Annotated in this window: 1 protein-coding gene; it reads left to right on the top strand. The window is 65.1% G+C overall.

The features are described from left to right. A partial coding sequence (locus tag EN969_RS34570) for an MFS transporter (protein WP_127419966.1) occupies positions 1-530 on the top strand: 530 nt, incomplete at both ends.

The raw sequence follows: 530 nt of genomic DNA, 5'->3' as shown, positions 1-530 counted from the left end.
ATCTCGTCTCGCTGGCGATCTTCATTCCGATCAGCGGCTGGATGGCCGACCGTTTCGGCGCCAAGAATATCTTTCGCGCCGCGATCGCCGTCTTCATCGTCGGCTCGATCGCCTGCGCGCTCTCCGGTTCGCTGCCGGCTTTTGTGGTCTCGCGCTTCCTGCAAGGCATTGGCGGCGCCATGATGACACCGGTCGGGCGGCTGGTGCTGGTGCGCGCGACACCGAAGAGCGAACTCGTCGCGGCGATGTCCTGGCTAACCGTTCCGGCGTTGGTCGGACCGTTGGTCGGGCCGCCGGTCGGCGGCTTCATCACCACCTACTTCACCTGGCACTGGATCTTCCTGATCAATGTGCCGATCGGCCTGATCGGCATCTGGCTGGCGACGCGTTTCCTGCCGGAGACCGAATCGATGGAGACGCCGCCGCTCGACTTCCTCGGCTTCGTGCTAAGCGGGCTGGCGGCATCCGGCGTGGTTTTCGGCCTGTCGGTGGTGAGCCTGCCCTATTTGCCGCCGGCCACCGGCCTTATC

This window comes from Mesorhizobium sp. M7A.F.Ca.CA.003.01.2.1, assembly GCF_003998945.1.
In the GTDB taxonomy this organism is placed as follows: domain Bacteria; phylum Pseudomonadota; class Alphaproteobacteria; order Rhizobiales; family Rhizobiaceae; genus Mesorhizobium; species Mesorhizobium ciceri.
The sequence above is the reverse complement of the archived record's forward strand: the minus strand, read 5'-3'. Positions and strand labels throughout refer to the sequence as shown.